The organism is Limosilactobacillus portuensis (genome assembly GCF_014838735.1).
In the GTDB taxonomy this organism is placed as follows: Bacteria; Bacillota; Bacilli; order Lactobacillales; family Lactobacillaceae; genus Limosilactobacillus; species Limosilactobacillus portuensis.
The window spans coordinates 1-3758 of sequence record NZ_JABUXQ010000052.1 but is presented as its reverse complement, the minus strand read 5'-3'; the positions used below and the strand labels follow the sequence as shown (position 1 = coordinate 3758).

Below are 3758 nucleotides of genomic sequence, written 5' to 3'. Positions count from 1 at the left end.
AAAATAGTGGTGCCCATTAAGGTCCTTCTTTCTAATGGAATGTTGTGGTAACACCATTAAAGACCTTGATGGGTTTTTCTGTCTACTTAAATGTTCAACTTAAATTTTACAATCTGCCATTGCAATAGAACAAAAAAACAACGGTTTTCGTTAGCTTTTTTGCTAATGGAAACCGTTGTTCGTCATTCTTGTATCAATAAGAACGATAATATTGTCGTGGTTGATCAGCGATTGGACGTGTGTAATGGCCGGTTGCTTTAATTGGACCATCTGTTTCATTACTTTTGTCGATTTCATACTCATCGTCAGCAGCAAACGGAACTGGAATCTGTTGTGAATTATCAACCGTTGTTGTCCCATCTTGGTAGTTAATCCTTATTCCAGGCTCAACATTCAACAGATAAACATTAAAATTAAGCGTTCCATCTGTTGAAAGCGCTTGAAGATTAATTCCGCGAGCAATTGTTTCATTATTACGAAAAATTGGTGTTGCTTGGAAAACAACGTGTTTACCATGTTCAATTGCATGACGAACTTCCGTTTCATAGATTGTTTGAAGCATCTGATTAGTAAAATCGGTTTCTGTAAAGAGGTTTCGTGGATTGTCTTGATCACCAACGGCACTTGGTTGATACTTACCAGTTATTTTATTAAGACCGGCTGTTAATGAATAAGCGATTAAGTGACCACGATTATAAATCAACAGACCATTGCGATTAGGATGCCAACCAGCAGGTTCAACGGTTTGCTGAACTCGTAAACTAGTGTTGGCATGATTCCGTTGTTGAAGGAATGCGGTATTACTAGCCGATGTTCGTTGCTGAGCATCAAGTTGTTGATAGTTAACATGGTTTGTTTTCCATGACTTAGGGTTTAAGGTTGATTTACCGTTGTTTAAATAGATAATCGGATATTGACCAGAATGATAATTTAATTGTGCCAGCATCTGTTTTTGCTGACTAGTGATTCCGCCAACAGTATTTGATGATCGATGATCGTAATTTTGCTGAAAATGATGTTGGAACTGGAGTTTCTGGTAATATGGATAGCCATATGCAAAACCAATCCCAATGCCAAATCCAATGATAAATAATAAGCCAATCTTAATTGCTTTAATTAGCCGCAAAAGAATTTTCTCCTTAGTAATTCAAAGTATTTGTATTTTAGTTAAGTCAGTAGTGAAGAGTCAAGTTGCTAAAAACAAATTTACAAATATTTAATTACTAAAGTTGAGTCTATATGTTGAGTCTATATATGGAAGGATAATTGAGTAAAAAATGAGTGCCGGGGTACTTTTTAAATATCTCTAGCATTAAAACTATAATTTTAATGACATGTTGATATCTTAATTAGAGAACCCCTATTTAAATAACAAACACCAAAATTTAACCATTTTTTATTGGTTAATTACATTCCACTGTCATATTAAATTGTTTACTTAGCAATAATATGCTTAATTTTGAAAGTCATAATCTATTATAAGTTTAAATATTGTGATCTTGAGCGGGTGCTTTTTGTGCATGGTTCATCCATTCGATGACATATAATGTTGGGGCTCAAATTGCTTTATTAACTAGATTGGGAAATGCTTATGATCTCAGAAGTCACTTGATTCTAATTAACGATAACTTATAACTTTCTTTGATTGCTGGTATATCAACAATTCCTGGCATATCAGCCTTAGCCATTATTCTTTGCTTAAGCAAGAGCAGTAATCCGCAAACTATATTTGCTGCTATATAAAATATAAAGCAGTTGTTTCATATGTCGGTTATACATTCCTAATGTAAGAAGTTGTACAGGACTACAGACTTAATCTTTAGTATAGACCGATATTACTACTAAACTAATATAATAAGCCGATTTCATTCTCATGATTGCTGTTAGATGAGAGCTTATCTAGAGAGTAGGGTATATAAAAACTATCCCTCCTCCCCTCCTAAGTATAAGTACTTTGAGCAGTTGAACCTGGGAAAGTAAGGTGAACAACGATGTTACCGTTTGTACTATCTACCTCGACAGGTGTTACCGCTTGACCATCATAAGTCGTCTTAGAAGCTTGACCACTAAGCGTTGCTTGACCTGCCTGCAACAGCATTGATTGTGTAAGTAAACTCGCCACCGATTGCATTATCAGCAAACTTGTAATTTGGATTGTCCTTTTGAAGCTGACTGATCGCATTGTCGGTCAATCTCAAGTAGTAAGTACCAGCGTTAACCGGATTACCAGTCATTGCGTTGGTAGTTGCCGTCGCTATCCTTGGTGTACCAAGCATAACTATTAGCAGTAATGCCAGCTGTATTAAGAGTTTGACCTTCAATTAAACCAGTTGAACTCCAAGTTACGTACGTCATTTACTACATCAGCAATTGAAGTGGTTTGACCGTTGTAAGTGCGACTATCAACTACCACCAATTGTTGCAGTTGCCGTCGCTGGAGTAATCGTGTAGTTGATTACACCACTGACTGAACTAAACGTGTAGTTTGGATTTGCTTTCTGCAGTGTAGCTAACGCATTGGCCTTCAAGCGAGCTTGATAAGTACCTACATTAACCGGTGCAGGTGCAGCATCAAGCTTCTTACCATCTGCATCGTACAAGTCAAAGTCACTGGCCTTAATGCCTGGATTTACTAATGGCGTATCAGTTAAGGTGCCACTTGCAGAAATCGTTAAGCCACTGACATTAAGATCAGCTGCTTGACCATTGTAAGTCTTGCTTTGATCACTGCCAGAAATCGTTACATCGCTAATTTCCTTTGGCGTAATGTTAAAGCTGGCTTGTCCTGATAAATCATCTTCTGCAATTGTTACGTTGCCACTACCTGCTTGACTATTCAAGGCTGCTTGCAAGTGAGCTAAAATAGCATCCTTGTTCAAGTTAATTGTGTAGTTACCTACAACAGTTGGTGCCTTGCCATCCTTAGTATTCCAAGTGTAATCACCGTCTTGCAAAGTATAAGTACTTTGAGCGTTCGAACCTGGGTAAGTAAAGTGAACTAAGATTTGACCATTGCTATTAACTTCAACTGGAGTTACGGCTGAACCATCAAAGGCCTTTTCATTGGATCCGCTGACTTCAGCTGTAGCAGTTGCCGCCGTAATCTTGTAGTCCGCATTTGTCTTAAACGTCCACTTGTAGTTAGCACCGTTATTACCAGTAAACTGTTCAAGTTTTGCTTGACCTGTTGGTGATAGTTCAACTTGGTAAGTACCGGCATTTGTAGCATTGCCAACAATTTGCAAATCATTAGCTGTCAAAGTAAGCTTTTGAACCTTACCGTCTGCTGAGTAAACCGAAGCTGAGTAAGCAACATTGTATTTACTTAAATCAAGGTTACCTGGCAAAGTCTCATTAGCATCATAAGTTTTGCCATCACTACCATTAAGGGTAACGGTGACCTTACCTTGGTTAACTGTCAATGTTCCCTTAGTAGTTACATCAGCGGATGCTTGTGGATATGCGTAGTTAGTACCAAGCGCCTTTTCGATGTTAGCTAAGCCTTGTGCAGACAATTCAACTTGGTAAGTACCAACATTACCTGGAGTTTGGTTAAATACTAAGTCACCGTCTTTAGCAGTGTAACTTAAGTTGTTGGTACCATTTTCAGTCGTGACCATCAAAGTGTAGCCAGCTGGGTGTCAACACCGATTTTAAAATGTAGGATTTCACCGGTTTAAAAATGTCGTTTTTCACCGATTTACTTTTGTGTCTTTGTGTGTTCTTGATAATCTTTCATTCGATATGATTTTCCAGTA

1 protein-coding gene and 1 pseudogene are annotated in these 3758 nt (G+C 37.8%); both read right to left on the bottom strand.

The window, feature by feature from the left end; translation table 11 throughout:
• Positions 1 to 193 precede the first annotated feature (193 nt).
• Entirely contained in the window at positions 194 to 1126 is a 933-nt protein-coding gene (locus HUK49_RS10390; protein ID WP_191913649.1) for a DNA/RNA non-specific endonuclease, read from the bottom strand.
• An 819-nt stretch (positions 1127 to 1945) separates the two neighbouring features.
• Positions 1946 to 3641 (bottom strand): annotated as a pseudogene (locus HUK49_RS10375) (MBG domain-containing protein); the annotation flags it as partial.
• Positions 3642 to 3758 lie beyond the last annotated feature (117 nt).